This is a genomic window from Halomonas sp. DN3, from assembly GCF_024137905.1.
In the GTDB taxonomy this organism is placed as follows: domain Bacteria; phylum Pseudomonadota; class Gammaproteobacteria; order Pseudomonadales; family Halomonadaceae; genus Halomonas; species Halomonas litopenaei.
This window is the reverse complement of the sequence record NZ_CP099965.1, coordinates 1980909-2000033: the sequence shown is the minus strand read 5'-3', so window position 1 is coordinate 2000033 and position 19125 is coordinate 1980909. Positions and strand designations below refer to the sequence as shown.

At 51.7% G+C, this 19125-nt stretch carries 15 protein-coding genes; 2 read left to right on the top strand and 13 right to left on the bottom strand.

The window, feature by feature from the left end; translation table 11 throughout:
• Nucleotides 1-27: 27 nt before the first annotated feature.
• A complete protein-coding gene (locus NKF27_RS08825; protein WP_253556127.1) occupies nucleotides 28-1188 on the bottom strand; it encodes a glycosyltransferase in 1161 nt (386 codons plus the stop codon).
• A 181-nt stretch (nucleotides 1189-1369) separates the two neighbouring features.
• Nucleotides 1370-2509, bottom strand: a complete 1140-nt coding sequence (locus tag NKF27_RS08820) for a glycosyltransferase (RefSeq protein ID WP_253556126.1) — start codon at nucleotides 2507-2509, stop codon at nucleotides 1370-1372.
• 192 nt (nucleotides 2510-2701) lie between these two features.
• On the opposite strand from NKF27_RS08820, the gene NKF27_RS08815 reads away from it, so the two are divergent.
• Both NKF27_RS08815 and NKF27_RS08810 read left to right on the top strand, forming a co-directional pair.
• Nucleotides 2702-3889, top strand: a complete 1188-nt coding sequence (locus NKF27_RS08815) for a glycosyltransferase (RefSeq protein ID WP_253556125.1) — start codon at nucleotides 2702-2704, stop codon at nucleotides 3887-3889.
• Nucleotides 3873-5168 carry a PIG-L deacetylase family protein gene (locus NKF27_RS08810; protein WP_253556124.1) on the top strand — a complete coding sequence of 432 codons (1296 nt, stop codon included), beginning with the start codon at nucleotides 3873-3875 and terminating at the stop codon, nucleotides 5166-5168. Before NKF27_RS08815 ends, NKF27_RS08810 begins: the two co-directional genes overlap by 17 nt.
• Nucleotides 5169-5273: 105 nt before the next feature.
• Here NKF27_RS08810 and NKF27_RS08805 read toward each other — a convergent pair whose 3' ends face one another.
• The 11 genes from NKF27_RS08805 to NKF27_RS08755 form a co-directional block, all read right to left on the bottom strand.
• Complete coding sequence (locus tag NKF27_RS08805) at nucleotides 5274-6605, bottom strand: O-antigen ligase (protein ID WP_253556123.1); 1332 nt, start codon at nucleotides 6603-6605, stop codon at nucleotides 5274-5276.
• Nucleotides 6606-6873: 268 nt separating this feature from the next.
• Nucleotides 6874-7671: a hypothetical protein gene (locus tag NKF27_RS08800; RefSeq protein ID WP_253556121.1), complete on the bottom strand. Its 798-nt coding sequence runs from the start codon at nucleotides 7669-7671 to the stop codon at nucleotides 6874-6876.
• Between the two features lie 192 nt (nucleotides 7672-7863).
• Entirely contained in the window at nucleotides 7864-9114 is a 1251-nt protein-coding gene (locus NKF27_RS08795; protein WP_253556119.1) for an O-antigen ligase, read from the bottom strand.
• A gap of 96 nt (nucleotides 9115-9210) precedes the next feature.
• Complete coding sequence (gene galE / locus NKF27_RS08790; RefSeq protein WP_253556117.1) at nucleotides 9211-10224, bottom strand: UDP-glucose 4-epimerase GalE; 1014 nt, start codon at nucleotides 10222-10224, stop codon at nucleotides 9211-9213.
• A gap of 21 nt (nucleotides 10225-10245) precedes the next feature.
• A complete protein-coding gene (locus tag NKF27_RS08785) occupies nucleotides 10246-11622 on the bottom strand; it encodes an undecaprenyl-phosphate glucose phosphotransferase (RefSeq protein WP_253556115.1) in 1377 nt (458 codons plus the stop codon).
• Nucleotides 11623-11679: 57 nt separating this feature from the next.
• Nucleotides 11680-12927 (bottom strand): hypothetical protein, encoded by a 1248-nt coding sequence (locus tag NKF27_RS08780; protein WP_253556113.1) that lies wholly within the window; start codon nucleotides 12925-12927, stop codon nucleotides 11680-11682.
• On the bottom strand, nucleotides 12924-13736 hold the full coding sequence (locus tag NKF27_RS08775) for a hypothetical protein (RefSeq protein WP_253556111.1): 813 nt from the start codon (nucleotides 13734-13736) through the stop codon (nucleotides 12924-12926). Before NKF27_RS08775 ends, NKF27_RS08780 begins: the two co-directional genes overlap by 4 nt.
• A 9-nt stretch (nucleotides 13737-13745) precedes the next feature.
• The gene (locus NKF27_RS08770; RefSeq protein ID WP_253556109.1) at nucleotides 13746-15626 is read right to left on the bottom strand and encodes a hypothetical protein; all 1881 of its coding nucleotides are present in this window, start codon (nucleotides 15624-15626) and stop codon (nucleotides 13746-13748) included.
• Nucleotides 15623-16900, bottom strand: coding sequence for a 3-deoxy-manno-octulosonate cytidylyltransferase (gene kdsB / locus NKF27_RS08765; protein ID WP_253556107.1), 1278 nt, complete (start codon nucleotides 16898-16900; stop codon nucleotides 15623-15625). The genes NKF27_RS08770 and kdsB overlap by 4 nt, the downstream gene beginning before the upstream one ends.
• A gap of 15 nt (nucleotides 16901-16915) precedes the next feature.
• Entirely contained in the window at nucleotides 16916-17746 is an 831-nt protein-coding gene (gene kdsA / locus NKF27_RS08760) for a 3-deoxy-8-phosphooctulonate synthase (protein ID WP_253556106.1), read from the bottom strand.
• Nucleotides 17747-17773: 27 nt separating this feature from the next.
• Nucleotides 17774-19111: a hypothetical protein gene (locus tag NKF27_RS08755; protein WP_253556105.1), complete on the bottom strand. Its 1338-nt coding sequence runs from the start codon at nucleotides 19109-19111 to the stop codon at nucleotides 17774-17776.
• Nucleotides 19112-19125: the final 14 nt, after the last annotated feature.

Genomic DNA, 19125 nt, shown 5'->3' with positions numbered 1-19125 from the left:
GATAGCCTACCTCTTTACGGATTTTTACTATATTGCGGCCCTTCGCTCGTCGGCTGTCACGCTCTCAGATCCAGGCTCGCTTTCCCTTCCCCCACCGTGCAGCGCTAGATAGCGCTTCACAACATTGTCGAGGCGAAAAGGCTCACACTGCTGCTCACTGACAACGGGCGTTTTCTCGACCGCGCGAGCGATAGCCACGCCAAACGCCTCGATATTGCCAAGTGGCACCAGCCAAGGGGACAAGTCCCCGGTCAGCAGCTCCGACGGGCCGGTCGGGCAGTCGACGCTGATGACCGGCGTCTGACACGCCAACGCCTCCAGCAAGACGAGCGGGAACCCTTCGTAGTCGGAACTCAAGAGCAGGGCTCGGGCCTGTTTCATGTAGGGGTACGGGTTCCCCCTATACCCGACGAGCACTACCTGGTCTTCCATTCTCCGTTCACGGACCATTTCTTCTACATCGGCCAGGCCACTGCCACCTCCCACCACTACCAGCGGTAACGCCACACGGCTTGCCTGGTAAGCATCCAGCAGGCGATCGAGGCGTTTTTGGCGATTGTCCGTGCGGCCGACGTACACCAGATAGTCCTCCGGTACATCGGTGACGGTGGTACTGGCCAGGTCACGTACATTTTCGATGGCGATCGGATTATGGATGGCCTCGCCACGAGATGGGGTGATGTTGAAGTGTCGGATCAAGCGATCCAGCATCGCCTGGGACACAGTCACCAGTTTTCGGCCGTGATACAAGGAGCGCACCTTGTGTTTCTTCAGCAGACGAGCAAGACCCCGCTTGTTCCCCAGAAAACCGATCACCGGGTCAGAATGGAGGCAATACCAGGCAGCGTCCTTCAACCGAGACCGAGACACGACCTGGTGCGCGTGGTGCAGGTGCGCGTACACCAGATCATAGTGGGTCCCATTGGCCGCCAACCATCCATCAAGCAGCCTCGCATGACGTCGATAACGCAACCACTTGCCGATGCGCCCCTGCCCCCGGTAAGGCAAGGTGCTCACCTCAACCTCGTCTGGCAAGGGATGCGCTTGGCGTTCACTCAGGATCAACAGGGAAACGTCGGCGCCAGCGGCGACCATGCCATCGATCAGATCCTTCACCACCACGGGCGCTCCGCCCGACTCCAGATGATCAACGACGAACAAGATAGATAGAGCGGAGCCCTTGAGCATGCGGAAGACATCCTTGAAACAACGATATCTCCCATCATCCACTGCACCTTATCCTTTGTAGCTCCTATAACTGACTGAAACGCGCGTCTGAAGGACGCCCGGTGCCAGTCTGCGCGTTCGAGCGAAAGTGACGCCCAGCCCCCTCGTTTCCTCCATGAACGATCACACTACGTGCGCTGGCTCAACCCTCGATAAAAGCCTCCGCAACCCGCTGGGGCCGGAAGTCGTCGAGCCAGGCCTCGTCCACGTCAGGCTTCGGCCCCTCAAGCGCTTCCACGATCCCGGCGGCCAGCGCTTCTTCACCAGGTTCAACCAGGCAGTCTTCGAGTTCTCCCTTGAGGATGTCTCGGACGCCACCGGGGCAATCGACAGACAGCACTGGCGTGCCACAAGCCAATGACTCGAACAGCACGATGCCCATACCTTCAAACCGGGAGCTCAGGACGAATAACCGGGCGTGGCGCATCCAAGGGTACGGATTCTGTTGATTGCCGACGAAGAGGACCCGATCGGCAATATCCAGCTCTCGCGCAAGCGCCTCCAGCGTCTGCCTTTCCTGGCCATCGCCGACCAGCACCAACGGCAACATAACCCCGGATCGAGCGTAAGCGCGCAGCAACAGATCATGGCCCTTGGCAGGCACCAGACGCGCTACATTCAGCAAGTAAGGCTCTGCAGGAATGCTGGCATTCGGTTCCAGCATTGCTTCACGAATGGTCTGCACCGGACACGGGTTGGGTATGACGTGCAGAGACCGGGGACGAAACTTCCATAGCCGCTGCGCCTCGCGCAGACTGTCAGCCACGCCCTGCGATACAGCCACCAGGTCACGGTGATGGTACAAGCAGCGTGAATACAACATACCGCGTCGACTTTTGCCGTTCAGATGGAAAATGTTTTCGAGCACGTAGCGAGCGCGCTTGTCACGGAAGCTCCACACCAGTTCGAAAGTGCCTATCCCCCTGAAAATGATTCGATCGACCTTGCCGTACTTGCGTTCAAACCGCCTGAGCCAATGGCAAAATACGACGCCGCCCATCACCCCATTGCCAAGGAAAAGTGCCTTTCCCATCAGCGGGTTGAGCAGCAATCTTGCGATGACTTCCAGGCCATAGCCGATCAACGTCAGCCTGTTGCGTGCCTGCAGCGGTAGATGGTGAACCACAACCTCATCGTGTTGGGGTACAAGCGGCTCCTTCACCTTGCAAAAGCTGACCAGATGACTCTCGTGCCCCGCTTCGTGGAAGGCATCGGCCAGGTTCACCGCCACCCGCTCCATGCCTCCCACCTTGAGGGACCTGACCACCACCAAGGTTCTCATCAGCGTTGCCCTTGTGTTCATTCGTCCATTTGCGTCTTTCAGACCACAAATTTTTATGCAGGTTCAGGCTAATGTTTAAAAACCTCATGAACTAGCCGCTCAAATACTCACTTATGCGCACTTGCTGCCAACCTTGCTCCATCTTGGCTGCTAGGCTTTCTAAAGGGAAAGCTCCGGTACAGGTACACGGGAATGACGGCAAAGAAGCGCATACTTCTCGTGCTGAGAAGAATGGGTATGGGTGGTATCGAACAAGCGACGAAAACGCTCGCCATGGCACTTGACCAGCAGGGCCACGACGTCCACTTGCTGATACTGAAGGGACCCTTGCCCCCACTGGACGAACCTGGCTATCAGATCCACCACTACGATGTGGATCGAGAAAGCCGCACGGGCCTTGGCCGCCTCAATCATCTTGCCGACAAGGCGATTCTGTCACCTTTGATCAAACACTCCGGCTTCGTCTGGCGAGGAAAGCGTTGCTCGAACGAGTTCAAGCGCTGGTTGAAGGCCCAGGAAGAGAAATGTGGGCCCTTCGATCTGATCTTGATTCGCGGGCAAGGCGCCTTTGAAAACCTTTGGGCCTTCAATGACTACCGCACCTGGCGAGTCGTGGAAGCCGTGACGGGTCGCTTTGCATATTCGGCGAAGGGAAGATGGCTCACTCGGACCCTGTATCAGGACAAACAACTATTATTCGTTTCCAGAGGAGTCCAGGAAGAAGTCGGCGCTTACCTTGCAAGGCAACAGGTATCCATTGCACGGACAGCGCTTCTCTACAACGCCGTGCCTGTCGAACTTATTCGCAAAAAAGCTCTGGAGCCCCATAGCCCGAACATTGCCTCTCCTTACATCGTGCACGTTGCGCGACTGGTGCCGGTAAAAAATCAAGAACGACTGCTCAAGGCCTACCATATCGCCATCAATCAAGGACTTGACCAGGATCTGGTGATCATCGGCGACGGTTCCGAGAGGCGCAGGCTCGAAGATCTCACGATAACCCTCGGACTGGCGTCCAGGGTCCACTTCCTGGGGCAACAGGAAAATCCTTACCCCTGGGTCAAGGGCGCTCACGCACTGGTTCTCAGTTCCAACTTCGAAGGCCTTGGTATTGTATTGCTGGAGGCACTGTCGCTGGGCGTCCAGTGCGTGGCCTGCCGGGTGCCGGGCGGCATCGCTGAAGTCCTGACAGGCCCGCAAGAGAGGCTGCTTGCCCACCCCAGCGAGGAGGGGCTTGCGAAAAAGCTACTGGAAGCCAAGCATCAACCTGTCATGATAGAACATCAGATGATCGAAGTATTTGAGCCAAAGACTATCATTGCGCAACTCCTCGAGCTTGCCCCTATCGTCTCGGAAGATGCTTATGCCCACCCAGCGTGACCATCGCTTACCCTTGGCTCCCGACTGGCAATATCAGGTCAGCGTCGACAAGTCCGGTTCTATCGACACGACATCTCTCTTCACCACAACCTGTAGCGCGGACCTCACCAGAAACAACACCTGGATGCTGGCCGTTCGCTACAAAGCCTCCTCACGCTGGAAGGTGCCTGCTGTCACCGTCGGATGCGACGGTACGGATCTGTTTACCCAGTATTTCGAGCCCGGTGAGGCAGGCAGGCGACTGATCAACCTGACGGGGATCCACTCCCTGGCGAATCTTAAGCTGACGCTTCAGCATATGTCCGTTGAGCACGATGCAGACCTGCTCGGCTTCCAAAGGCCAGACGTCGGTACCGGCCCCATCCTGATCATCGCCCCCCACCCGGATGACGCGGAATTGGCGGCATTTGGTCTCTACCGTAAATATCCAGAGAATACCTGGATCGTCACACTGACCGCTGGCGAGCGGTTGAAGCGCCTCGATAAGCAATACTGGCCCGAGCTCGATGATTCGATTGGCGAAGCCGCGAAGCGAAAGGGCTTTATTCGCGCCTGGAACAGCGCCACCACCCCCTTGCTGGCCGGCGTCCCCGCCAACCAGCTCATCATGCTTGGCTACTTCAACGATACCTTGGCCGCGCTGCAGGATTCGCCAGATATCGACGTACCCTCGTATGCGGCAACACAGATGACGCCCGATACCTATCGCAGATGGAACAAGGTAGCGCTACCCAGTGACGGCAAGGCGCTCAACACCGGCCAACACCTCCAACAAGACCTCGCCGCCCTTCTAGACCAAATCAAGCCAGCCACCATCATTACACCCCACCCGGAGGTGGACCCGCACCCTGACCATATCGCCAGCACTCGACACCTGGTCGCCGCATTGCACCAAAGCGGCCATATCCCCGTATCGATCCTGCTCTACGCCAACCACCTGAAAAGTACCCGCGGCTTTCCACGAGGACCGGTCCACGCCGCCGCAGGCGTCTGGCCACTCGATATCACCGACTCAGCGTTTGGCGACTGGAAGCTGGCAAGCTTTCCATTGAGCCTTGAGGGCCAGAAACAAAAAACCCTGGCGCTGCACTCCATGCATGATCTTGGAGGCAGCCCAGGGCTTGAGCGACGGCTGAAACGCAGACTGTTGAGGCGACTAGGCGGAATACCGATGCATCAATGGAAAGAGTACGGCGCTCATGACTTCTTCCAGACTCATATCAAGGCGCATGAAAACTATATTGCAGTTACGGCGTCGACTTTACTCACTTACACATAGTGTGTGGAATCACAGCGTCCTACTAGGCTTTATACGAAAAATCGACGAGCGCTGGCACTTTTCGCACAAGCCCTGGCAAAACAGAACTAACCACCAACTACGTACCTACTCTCTCGCTCCACCGTCTTGCAATTGCCAGCGCCAATAGTGGGTGATTAGCCCCCCTACGATGATGTTGTGGGCATAGACACCGGTCCAGAAGGAGTTGTAGGACTCGAATTGATTGACCACCAGCCAATAGATAAAGAAGGAGGCGCCAAAAAGGGCCATGTCACCGGGTAGTATCCCGCCGCGCCAGGCTTGCCAGGTAGCATGGCCAATCCAGACGGCAAGCGCAGCGATAAGAGCCAGCCCCACTGCACCATATGCTACCCATATCTCGATAAAGTAATTGTGAAGGTGTCCATACTTCTCCTTCACCCGGTCCGGTAACCACTCGGTGTGGTCCATCACAAGGCCGCGCGCCTCGCCTCCCCATCCGACCAGAGGGCGCTTTTCTATCCATTCAAACGCAGCCTGCCAGGAATGGATGCGGATGCCAATACTGGTATATGGCACCTCCTCGATCTTGCCATCCAACAACATACCAATGACCGAGGACTCCTTGCTGACCCTTTCGAGTAGAGGTTCCTTGAGCAGGTTGCCCGCGCCTACGACCACGACAAGCAACACTGCAGAGGATGCCAAAAGGACACGACGACTGACGAACTGCCGACCATCCCGGCGCCTGCTGACCAACCAGACCAACAGCACAAGCGGCAGGACCAGGGCGAGAGCGAGCCAGACGGCGCGGGTTTGACCAATCATCACGGCGATAGCGGAGAGCCCGACAACCAGGCCCCAGCCAATGACGCGAGCAATACGCCACCGCCCTGGTGCCAGACAACGCGGAGTGAACACCGCCATACCAAGCAGCACAATGCCAAACAGCATGGCACCATGTTGACCGTTACGAACGCCGAAGCCTACGCGATGCCCGTCAAAGCCTTGCAACCACTCGTTCAGCCCGTCACCCTGAACGACGCTTGACAGTAGCAGGCCAATGACTGCCAGGCACCAGAGCACCAAGGTATTGCGAGTACTACCACCGAGCCACCAGGCGACGGCAATAAAAATGAAAAGCTTGGCCAGACGATCGATCTTGGGGTTATCGGCAACCCACTGAGGATGGTCCATGCGGCCCAGCCACCAGGACAGCACCTGCACGGCTATCGCCGCCAGCAATAACCAGAGAGCGCCTCCGCTACGGATGCCACGCCCGAGTATCAGCACAGACAACAGACCGAGCACCGCCATGACGGTCTCGGCGGACGAGCCCACCTCGGGCCAGAGCAACCTGAAAAACGCATAAACCAGAAGCGCGATTACACCCAAGGAAAGCAAGCTCTTGGGGCAGCGCCAGGCAACGGGATATTCCCAATAATCTTGTGGTTTCACGACGGCCCTCGACTGACGTCTTCAAGGCGCGTACTTTACCGAAACGTCCCTGTCGCGTACACAGCGGATTGATCTAGCCGCCCTGAATACCGTAAAACGGTATTATCACCCCATGAATTGCCCTGAGTTCGTCATGTTCTGTTCATATCAGGGAACTAGAAAGACCATATTGCCATCGCAAGCTTCCCCAGCAGTAATGCAGTTAGCGCACGATACTTTATGATGGCAAGGGCCTAGCGTTGTCTTGAGCAAAAAGAGTTAGCCACTTCTAACGGGAGGACTCCTCGACCTCTTCCACGACACTACGCGCAGCCGACAACTGGTAAGGCACGGTAGCTGGCCACTCGAAGGTTGCAGGCCACTGCGTAGGGTCCAGCTCACCAGCTTGCTGTTCAGGCATGCAGTCTTGCAGCGCAAGCGCGACCTTATCCAAGGCAGCATCCCCTCTGGCATTTCCTGCAGTCCGTTGCCACCACTCCCGGTGCACCGCCCGCACACGCACGGGAACCGACGGTAGACCTAGACGCTGAGCCATGGCCAGACGATGCAAACCTCGATTGATCTTGAGGATAGTCCCTTCCCGCGTGATGGCCACGCCCAGTTCATCCTTGCCACGTGAGCCATCAAAGCCCCTAATTGCCATATCATCGAGAAAGCTCAAATACACCTTTAGATACAGCAAGATACGGTCTTCGGAGTCCAGCAGTATGCCTTGCTGGTGTGAAGACCAGGGCCTGCCGCTGTCCAGCAGATTCTTGAGTTTTTCAAAGCGCTCTGTGGTTGTCAGATCGTCACGGTTCACATCAAGTTCGCTGATAAAACGGTAGCGCGAGCCAAACCGTAGATCAGCGCGCCTCAGGTCCCACTCGCCGTCCCAGACGAAGGCCGACGACGAGGGGCGTAACTTGTGGGGATAGCCCCGCCAGTCGGCACTTCGAATCAGTGCCCGTGGATTGACGTGAAGTGTCAGCGCTGCATCCAGATATTCTTCAATCGCCCTTCTGGGCAGCCCGCCCCTTTCGAGAGTCGCGGCGCCTGGCAAATTCGATCGCCACCACCCCAGCACTCGACGCTCAGCGGGCACAACAACAGCCCGTTGAAAGCCGCCCCTGACGGCTACCTGCAACCTGGCACGCCGAACCGGCCAACGCATGCTGGGGTCGAACAGGGGGGCAAAGGCTGGGTCACCCGCCGGCGCTATGGGTACCGCTTGCCCCTGTCGGGACGTTGTTGTCAACACTGTCTTATGCCACATATCTTACCGCGGTGCCCCTGCGCTTTCGTACGCGCGTAGTGCTCCGTACAGCGTGGCCAACCAGAACGCGAAGACCATGACGCCACTATTGTGGGCCATGAATACCTGGGACAGACCAAAATCCATATAAGCCACCGGCAGTAGAACTCCGGCCACAGCAATCGAGCGAACCTGAAGGTTCGGATCAGAAAAACGCTTCGCGAAAAGTCGCATAGGCACCAGGTACAGGGCAAGCAGAAGAATCAGCCCGATCACACCGCACTTGGCAAAGGTATCGATGAATTCGTTGTGCGCGTGTCCGTAACGGGTCACATAGGAATCGACGTTGCCCTGTTCGGCCAGCGCTTTCAGGCCGCGCTCGTACCCATTGTCTCCCCAGCCAATCAGCGGCTTTTCTATGATCAACTGTCCTGCTCCCCGCCACATCTCGAAACGCGCACCCACCGAGCTGTGGGAGTCCCCCTCCAAGACATAGCCCTGGACGTCTTCGATGGCGTGGCTCACGCGAGCCTTTACTCCCGTTTGCGGCAAGGCGTACACCGCACTTGCAGCCACCAGGATCAGTGCCCCGATCACAACCTTGAGGCGAACCGACAGAAAGCCGCCGTAGCCTTTATAGAGCACCAGCAGGATGAAGGGAAAGCCTACCCAGCCCCCGCGGCTCCCGGAAAAAAGCGACCCCAGGATCCCCATCAGCGCACCAAACAATAGAAAGCCGGTCCACCTCCGGTGATTTGTCTGCTGCAAGGACCACCCCAAGCCGGCGAGACACAGAACACCCATCAGCATGCTGAGATTGCCAAACTGGATCACAAAGGTGAAACCCTCTGCTCGCGACACCCCTTCGACCAACTTCTGCCACGCCGCCCAACTGCCTGAACCGATCGCCCCACAGGCCAACCCTGCCCACATCCAGCCCAGTCGCGGCGGATGTGTCATTACCCACAACAAGGCAGGTATCGCCAGAAGAAAGCGCGAGGGCTTATCAAGGCCACTGAGCCCTTGCCCGTCCATCCAGGCGCGCAGCATCCAGACCAACGAGAACACGGCCATGACAATGAGCAAGAGTTTGTCATTGTTAGTCAGAGAAGGGAGTTGCCACCGACAGAGCAACAAGATGCCTCCACCCAACAACAGCGCAGCGCCGAGGGAATATCCACTTGGCACGACCAGCGTCAAGGCGCCAAGGAGAAAGACAGCAAGGCTGGTATATCGATGCGTCGCAGGCATCTTTACGGCTGGTGAGGGATTCATCTCAATTCCAGGATTGACGGCGTGATCCAAAAGCGGCGCAGAACGAAAAAGGCCGGCACAAAGGCCGGCCATATTAGCACATTCGTCTAGCGAAACTCAGTTCTCGTACCCCTTCGGGTTCGCCGATTGCCAACGCCAGGTATCCGCCATCATGTCATCCAGCGTCTTCTCTGCGACCCAGCCCAGTTCATCACGCGCTTTGGTAGCATCCGCCCAAAACGCCGGCAAGTCACCAGCACGACGCGGCCCGACGCGGTATGGCACCGGTACGTTGTTCACGCGAACGAAGCTATCGACCATGTCGAGAACCGAGACGCCCTGCCCCGTCCCCAGGTTGAAGATCGCCACACCGGACTCATGGCGCGCTTCCAACGCCTTGAGATGACCAACCGCCAGATCTACTACGTGCAGGTAGTCCCGTTCACAGGTCCCGTCACGGGTCGGGTAATCATCACCGAAGATGGTCAACTCGTCGCGCCGTCCAACAGCCACCTGGGCGATAAAGGGCATGAGGTTATTAGGAATGCCCAAGGGGTCCTCCCCCATCTTTCCGGAGGGATGCGCACCAATGGGGTTAAAATACCGCAGCAGCGTCACCGACCACCGACTATCGGCCGCGACAAGATCCTCCAGCATCTTTTCCACCATCGCCTTGGACGTACCATAGGGATTGGAGGTGGTGCCACGAGAAGTCGTCTCGACGTAGGGGACAGGCGCCTCGCTGCCGTACACGGTGGCCGACGAACTGAAAACGATGCGACGAACCCCGGCGGCTTCCATCGCCTGGCACAGTACCAAGGTCCCGTTAACATTGTTCTCATAGTAGGCCAACGGCTTCTCTACGCTCTCACCCACCGCCTTCAGGCCAGCGAAATGGATGACCGCGTCGATGTGATGCTCGGCGAAAACCGCATCCATGGCCACACGGTCACGGATATCTGCCCGAACAAAGACAAGACTTCTACCGGTAATTTCTTCGGCACGGCTCAGGGCAACCTCGGAGCCGTTGCAAAGATTGTCTACTACAACCACTTCATGGCCGCTCTCCAGCAGTTCCACCACAGTATGAGAGCCAATATATCCGGCACCGCCGGTAACCAAAACGTTCATGACGATTCCTTGGTTCGCTTGCTACCGGGCATGCGGATGATAAAACCCACGCCATACCGTCAGGATAAGAATCTTGATATCGAGCCATAAAGACCAGTTGTCGATGTACCATAGATCATGCTCGATCCGCGCCTTGAGATCCGTATCCCCACGCCAACCGTGAACTTGCGCCCACCCCGTAATACCGGCCAACACCATATGTTTCTGCATATAGCCGGGTATTTCGTGCTTGAATTTTTCGACAAACATCGTGCGTTCCGGCCTTGGACCGACCAACGACATATCGCCTTTAATTACATTTATCAACTGCGGAAGCTCGTCAAGACTCGAGCGTCGCAGAAAGCGACCGACAGCCGTCACCCGCTTACCATTCGCGCCGCCCCACCTGACCCCCTCAGCTTCACTATCCACTGCCATACTGCGAAATTTAAGCATTTGGAAGCTTTCACCATTCCAACTCATACGTTCCTGACGATAAAAGACAGGTCCTCGAGACGTAAGCTTTATAGATGCAGCAATAATTATCATTATTGGAGATAGAAAGAATAAGGCCAGCCCGGCAAACACCTTATCCTCAGCGGCTTTGATAAATTTCGCGGTGCCGCTCATTGGACTACAGCTCATATCGAACAAATAGAGACCTGCGACACTTGATATATCATGATTAAGAAGCCGCAGCCCCTGCATATCAGGCATATAACGAACATTACCTGTATAATGCGCCAGGCTCCCCAAAATACTCTCTACTACTGAACCTCGTGAAAATGGCAAACAAATCCATACTTCATCAGTATGTACGGTAGAATCCAGTTCCGGATCAAATGCTCGGCAATCATCGAGCCCGATAGAATCGCAATTGGAAGCATCCATCAAGCGGAGCGAAACCACGTCAAACCCTGTTGATTTATCCTTTCGGAGCCTGTCCAAGACCGTTTGACAAGACGTAGTGTCTCCAATCAACGCGATGGTCTTCCTATTATGGCCAGATAACCGTATCCGATTAAGCAAAGGATAGGCAGCAGCACGTACGGAGACACAGAGAACTAGAGATAAAATCAGCCAATATGCTAGCCACTGTCGAGAAAAGCGGTCCCCGGTTTTGGAAAAGTAAAGGTATGCAAAAATAATCGCGCCGAGAACTGAAAATGCTCTCAAGATTCTTACCAACAACCGAATTCGTACTGAGCCTCGCCACGACCGATATATACCAACATATGAAAACACGATCATACCAAGGAGGGCTGCTGACAGTATCATCCACTGGTAACGCTCAACCATCATTTGAAGTGAGCCGAATCGAAACCAATATCCGAGTAAACCGCCGCCAACGATGGCCATAAAATCAGCCAGCCGTGCAGCTAAATGTGAGTAAGGGGCAAAACCAGAGATAGTCTTCACTGAAGAACACCAGGTAGAAATTTTAATAGATAATTATTATAAAGACAGCGGCTTTATCTATCCGTCAGCGTGACGAGCATAGATTAGTTCAGCAGCGTAGCATATATCTTCGTCGTCGTAACGAAATATATCCCCTGGAATTTGATAGGAATTCAACACATTTGAAATAATAGAAAATTTACTTTTTTTAAAACCTGATTTATAGGCCTGCTCTATAGTCTTTGCAATTTCGTCTGACGAAAGATTTTTTGTCTTATACACATACTCTGGCTTAGTAAAAAAGCTTTCACCAAGGCAAACACAGGGACGCTCGAATAGCAGAGCTTCAAACCCGACCGTAGAGTTAAACGTTAATACAACCGCGCTATTTTCTATAAGATGAGAAACCACACCTTCGCGTATAAAACTGAACCCTTTGGTATCGTAACGGGCTGTATCAAAAGGATGCACCTTAAACCAAACATCCCAGCTACTGTCTAGTTTTTCGGCAGCAGACGCAATAATATCGATCATCTCCTGCATGCCCGGAAACTCCTTTGAAAAGGTCAGCTGCGTGTCTCCAGGACGCTGCAAAGCGACCAAAAGAATCTTGCGATCGCTAGTATCAGGTAGGTAACCCTTATTCGGAAGAAGTTTTCGGCTACAAAATTCAACAAACAGGCCCAAATAATTCGACAATGAATATTTTTTGTGAAAAAGGTATCGTCTATGCGCTTTAAAGGCTATCTCAAAATACGCCCACAAAATAAAAAACAAAAATTTAGGAAGCAAATTTAACCTCGGCTTCCTTTTTTTGTTGAAATTAAACTTTCTAATGACATCTGTATCCAAACTATCATCATGTGTAATACTTCTAAAAATCGAATTTGCATTAGTTCCCCGTGAATCCACGGATGTTGTCACGGGCCTGAACGCACCTCTTTCTATGACCACAAAGGGAATAGTCATTTCCTTGCACAGAGTGATGCCAAGCGCACACAAAAGAAAACGCTCGTTATGAAAAATACAGAATGTGGGACTTTTCTGACGAAAAATGTCACGCAACCATTGCTCGTAAAAACGCTGGTTATCCTGTATATTCTTGCACCCCCATACTAAAGCATTTGCTGTAAGTTTTACATCACACCTTGGTTCTTGAATAACGTCTGGAGCTTGGTATACGTTTTTATCAAGGCGGGTAGTATAAATAGCATAAGCATTTGAAGAGAGGACTGCTTCGCAACGTTCACCTGAAATACGGGCCAGCTCTTCCCCCAGATCCTGCATATAATCACTGTACGCAGGATCAAATACCAATACTGTCATGTTGGATCTCTTTCAAGCATCAAAGCAGTGACGGCCTTTTTTTCTACCACTTGTAATCGTACAAGCTTTTTAATAAATCGATCAGATGCGGACATCATCCTCCGGCTTACAATGAGTGTTATCATCGCGAGTATAGGGTTTATTGGTGACCACAGAAGATAATCAAATATCATAAAAAGAAAAATCGCAAAAAAAGTCCCTTGGCACGTATATTCCACCAAGAATTTATACTTCAAACCAAAAACGACTCTTCTAAGGTAGAGATTTCGATACATCCAAGAAAAAACACCAACTATTAAGAACACCAACACCACTATAAATGTCGAAACCTTGATGTTAACAAAAACTAGTGCTGAAAAACATATGGCTGACAAGATAAAGTCCGAAAGAGACTCTGAGAACATCTTGTAATGGACAACTACATCTCTCGTTTTCGCTGAACTCCAAGTTTTTTCATCCTTCTGTCTGACTCCTCTTACTGTCTGCCCACCTTTACGCACTGCCACCTTGGAGCAATACAAGAAAAAAATAGAAAGCAGATAGGTAAACACCGTCATAAAAGACAGAATAATAACCCATTGGTGTAATGTACCGAAAACCATGTAAGGGGCCAGCGATTGCGGTATATGATCAGCCGACAAAAGCAATATTATTTTAAGCGGAATTATAAAAGAGACAACCTTTAAAACCTCCGAAGTAAAAAGGCAGAAGACAGCGATGGAGAAGCTCCATCCATACGTTTTCGAAATGAATTTAACATCTTTGAAATATCTAAAAAGAGAATAGTATAGCGTCTTAATAAAACTCATGGTATAGGTTCAACGCCGTAGTATATTAAGAATCTTTCTTCGAAGAAAAACTAAAAAAGTTTTCACCTTACTTGAGTTATACGTTCCATTCTCTCGCCAATCAACCAATTGATCCAATGCTTCTTCAGGTGACATGTATAGACCTGTTTTAAGGCTTACATAAGTCGGGTAGTAAATCAGTGCCCCGGCAACAAGCTGATCTAAGCCTAACTTTCTACTTCGGCGCGGATGGCTTTGCTTATCCTCAGTCAATCCCCAACCTGCATAAAAAGGACTACCATAGACAACGACACGTTTTCGACGGATCAAAGCCTCGAAACCAGCTAATGATGTCATCACGTGCACCTCGTCAACACAATCCAGCAATTGTGCCATGATTACATCAGTCAATATCTCGTCACAGTAATGACTCGCATCTTTTTCTCCCTTACCTTCCTCCCGAAAATTTGCGAGAACATCTGGATGCGGCTTATAGAGGATGTATGCATCGGGATTCTCCAAACGGACCCTCTTCAACAAGTCTAGGTTCGTACGAATATCCCCCGCACCATACCGAATGGAAGCATCGGACTCTACCTGGCCCGGGACAAGAATAATTGGGCCATTCACCTCAGGGCGCAGCCAAGCTGAAGCACCAACATTATATTTGGTCACTTGGTCTTTTATTACACGCCGGCTTAGTGCGTTAGCCCTTCTTTCATCGGAAGACGAAAACTCTGCCGTATTCAAAAAGACTTCGAGAGCAGACGGCTTCCTGGCATCATAATAGATCCCTCTATCGTCTATGACCCAAGAGAGTGGTCGGGCCAACTTAGCCCCTAGCCCAATTGAACGTATAAAGGCATCTTCCAATCGAACCACCTTGTAGTCGTTCTCATTTAGTGCTTCACCTCCTGGATACTCGTGTAGCGGCTTGCTGCCCCAAACGACCAAGGTGGAACCAACAGGAATAGATTTCCTATTACCCGCGGCAATACGGTAAACTTGAGCGCCTTGAAAGTAATTGTGTAATACTGGAAACTTCCACCGAGTGAAACCTAAAGCATACATTTCCCCGATGAATGCAAAGCGCTGACGACGTTGACTTAAAATCCAGTCAATAACGGACTGCAGAGATGTTGGCGATGCAGATTCCGGGTGGCGATAGAAACACCCCCGTTCAAAATATCTTATCGCATCATCAAGTACATCGTCTGATAGGTTTTGGGATACAGCATAACAATCCTTACCCTTCAGTCGCGCGTCAATCGCTAACACCGACGAGTGCACCCATACAGAGTGAGCGGCATGCATGATCACCGAGACATGGATATCATTGCCCACAAACACTACGTCATTAGTGCCTAGCTTTCCTCTTACCCAATTGTGTAATGCTTCATCAAGACACCACACAGGAAGATAAACGACAGTTGAGCGTTTTATCTTCCTGTCTCGAATCTCCAAGATATCCTTCAGGACATCTCGGACTGTGCCATACCTCTCAATATCCCTTTCATCAACGACTATCAAATCATAATCAGCTGGTAGGCGCTCTCTCAGAGGCGGGGTATCATTTACCCAAGAAACATCTCCTTGGCTCCAGCTGTTTAGGAACTCTTTGACACTATCGACGGGATTAAATAACTCTTGTGCGTTACCCACAGGAGTGAGGCGTATCGACAGGTTTTCCTTTATTCTAAGGTGTTTGACTGTATACGGGGCCAAAGGCCCCGGCTCAACAATGTAGAGTGGTAGTCCTAGGTCCTTGGAATATTGTACCGACACCCTGTCCTCGCAGGAATCGGTAATAATCGCATCGGCTTCGTCAACCCCTTCTAAGGGGGCTACCGAGCGAATAAATTCCTCGAGCTTCCAACGTTTTAATATTTTTTTTGATGCGACGAACTTCATTGCGCTTTGAAACCCGTCAGTTGTTCATATCCATCAGCCGTCGCAATATTCGATAACTTCCCTTGAGCATCAAGGATAGCATCGGCAAGTTCCCTGAACGCTCCGTCTCCCCCGCGGGACGATAGAACCATATCCGCAGATTCCCGAATATAGTCTGGAGCATCGGCCACGCTCACCGATAAGCCACAGGCTTCAAAAGCCGGCAAATCCAAGGTGTCATCCCCAATGAAAAGAGTGTTTTCACAGGCCACATTTGCCTCTTCCATCAACTCTTTACATGCCAAGCGCTTATCTTTTGCACCCAACCGGACCCTTTCGATCTTGAGATCTGAAAGTCGTTTCCTCAATACGGCCGAATCTCTTCCTGACAAGACAGCCACTTTGATATCTGACATTTCCAAGACTCGTATCGCCAACCCATCGTGCACATGAAAGGTTTTTAAACTCTCGCCTTGGGTATCATAAACGAGACGTCCGTCAGTTAAAACACCGTCCACATCGGTAATTACCAATTTGATATCTGCAAGTGTCGGCTGTTGTGGGCGCGAATTCGTGACGCCAGACACTAGAGCGCGAACACGTTCTAGGCACTCAGGGGTATCCACGCCCGCCGCTGCTTCTTCGACTTCGACGGTACGTATCTTGAATCCCGCGTGTAGTAGCCTCAATTGCTCAAGCTTTTCCGCTGCCTCCAGCATCGGTTGTTCCAACTCGCCATATTGGTCTAGTACCGAGCGTCGATAACTATATATCCCTATGTGCTTCCTAAAGCTCGCACCATCACCATCTCGGTCATAAGGAATTGCAGAACGGCTAAAATATAAAGCATCTCCCTTGGCATTCACTACCAGTTTCACCGAATTCGGGTTTCGCGCCTCTACTGAGTCAATATTATGATACAAGGTAGCCACATCTACCGATTCGTCAGCAGCCATACAGTCGATTAACTTTTCGACATCTTCTGGACGAAATAGAGGCTCATCGCCTTGAATATTGACGAAGATATCTGCATCAAAGGCTCTAGACACTTCGACGAGACGGTCAGTCCCCGATTGGTGATCTGGATCGGTCATGATTGCCTGACCACCGAAGCCCTCGACGGCACTCAACACACGCTCATCGTCTGTAGCAATAATGACACCGGCAACACCATTAATAGTGGTTGCTCGTTCGTAAACATGCTGGATCATTGGCTTCCCACCAATGTCCGCTAGCGGTTTCCCTGGCAACCTGCTGGAGCCATAACGGGCAGGAATCACAATGCGAACGTTCACAATCCCGCCCTCCTACTAAGAGATGTCAACAGGTGCAAATGATTTCACCAAATCGTCTACCGCTTTAATCTGCTGCAGGAATGGCTCCAGTTTTGCCAGAGGTAAGGCACTCGGACCGTCGCACTTAGCCCTGTCAGGGTCGGGGTGTGCTTCAAGAAAGAGGCCGGCAAGCCCCGTCGCCATGCCTGCCCGCGCCAACTCTAGCGCCTGAGCTCGCCTCCCACCAGAAGCTTCACCTAGAGGATCTCGGCATTGCAGTGCATGAGTGACATCGAAAATTATGGGGCAATTGTTCGTCACTTGTTTCATGACACCGAAGCCCAGCATATCGACAACCAGATTGTCGTATCCGAAGTTAGATCCGCGTTCGCACAAGATCACCTTATCGTTACCGCACTCAGCAAACTTCTCGACAATATTCTTCATCTGGTGTGGGCTGAGAAACTGTGGTTTCTTGACGTTAACTGGCTTTCCGGTCACCGCGATAGCTTTGACGAGATCGGTCTGGCGCGCGAGGAATGCCGGCAATTGGAGGATGTCCAGCACTTCCGCTGCTGGTGCTGCTTGCTCCACCTCGTGCACATCCGATATCACAGGTACACCGAACGTTTCCTTTACTTTCTGAAGGATTCGCAGCCCTTCCTCCAGTCCCGGGCCTCGAAAAGAATGAATCGATGAGCGGTTAGCCTTGTCGAATGAGGCTTTAAAGACATAGGGAATACCCAGCCGGGTCGTTACATCCACATACGTCTCGCACGCTCTTAATGTGCTATCAAGGTCCTCTATAACGTTGATACCGCCGAACAGAGTAAAAGGCGCGTCATTCTTAACACTATCGACAAACATAGCTATCACCTCAAGACCAACTGAAATTTACTGAGAGTACTCTTTATCTTCTAAAGCAGACAACTCGGACTCTTCCAACTCAATCATTCTACGCTTAAAGTCAAGGTACTCTCTTACCGCTGAATAGTCGAAGTCACTGCGTTCATCCTCTTCAATTATGGCCTCGGAGAGCTCACCACCATTTGTATACAAATCCTTGAGTCTCTTCAATCTATCCAATGCGCCCTCTGGCGTTATTGATTTCTTTTCGATCGGATCAAAATACTTAGGATATAGAATATAGGCTGCCGCGAAAACTTCATCGACTGTAAGTTTCCGTGTCCTTCTTGGATTCGGCTGTCTATCATCAGTCAGCCCCCACCCTGAGTAAAACGGGCAACCAATTGTCGTTACGGGTATGTCACGTAATAATGCTTCAAAACCAGCTTGCGAGGTGATAGTGTAAACATGATCTATTGTTTTAAAAGACTCCGCCAATGGCACACTCAAGTCTTCAAGAACTAAGGCGAAAGGTTTTACGTTTTCGGGGTCCGAAACGGCTCGACGATGACCGTGCAGCACATCAGGATGTGGTTTGTAGATAATTTGTGCATCAGGATTTTCCAAAGCGGCCAAAGCAACTAGCTCATTGTTGGTCATCATTCGGTCGCAACCGTACTCAATGGATGCGTCTTCCTCTACTTGCCCGACAACCAAAATACGCTTCTTCGTTTTTTCGCCATATACTTCGTTTATATCATAGTCGCCGGAAAAGTTATATTTACTAACGCCACTAGACAGCAATTTTTCCTTTAACGCTCTTGCTCTAATCATCAAATCTTCGTCAGAATTAAAATCATAGGTGCTCAGCAAGCGTTCCAAATCTGACTCTTGGTTGGCATCAAAATACGCCGTACGACTGTCGAGAGACAGGGAGAAGGGTGGTGTTCTTGTCGAACCCAAACCGACGGATCTAACAAATCCGTCTTCTATAAACCAGCGTTTGACCCCAAGCAACTCAATTCCCTCTTTAACATCATCTCGAATCTGAAATCCCCACTGAAAAAATTCGAAATCCCTCTTTAAAATTCTTATTAATCCGATTTCCGCCACGAGCTCTACAAACGTAATATTGTATTTCATAAAGACTAGCTCGCGATCAGGAAACCAGTCCTTCACATACCTCTTCCAAGGAGAAAAATTAAGCACGTATGTAATTTTTTTGCTTTCTCTTTTTTCTTTCTTTACAGAAAACTTCTTGGATAATTTATACCAAAAAAAAGCAAGACCGACCAAGCACACAGCAATGGGGTTCTTCAACCCCCCAGCCACCATGTGGATTTTTCTATCGATCCCATATCTCTTAAGCTTAGCTTTTAAAGCCATCTATAAGTCTCTCT